Annotated in this window: 1 protein-coding gene; it reads left to right on the top strand. The window is 55.5% G+C overall.

Annotated features, from left to right (window positions below; translation table 11 throughout):
* On the top strand, positions 1-353 hold a 353-nt coding region (locus tag ACTHSP_RS23005), incomplete at both ends, for an NAD(P)/FAD-dependent oxidoreductase (RefSeq protein ID WP_440347128.1).

Below are 353 nucleotides of genomic sequence, written 5' to 3'. Positions count from 1 at the left end.
TATGTCAGCACGGCCAATCCCCATCCGTCTTATCCGACGCTTGAAGGCCGTCTGAAAACTGAAACCTGCGTTATCGGCGGCGGCCTGTCCGGTTTATGCACCGCCCTACCGCTTGCCGAAAACGGCCATGACGTCATTGTGCTTGAAGCCGCCCGTATCGGTTTCGGCGCATCAGGCCGCAGCGGCGGACAAGTCATCAGCGACTTTGCCTGCGGCATGGAAGAAATCGAAAAACAAGTCGGCTTGGAACAGGCACAATGGTTCTGGCAGCAATCTCTGCAAGCCGTTGAACTGGTTGACTCGCGCATTCAAAAACACAATATCCAATGCGATTGGCAACGCGGCTACGCTAC

This window comes from Neisseria sp. P0001.S005 (genome assembly GCF_051963715.1).
This window is presented reverse-complemented; position numbering and strand designations above follow the sequence as displayed.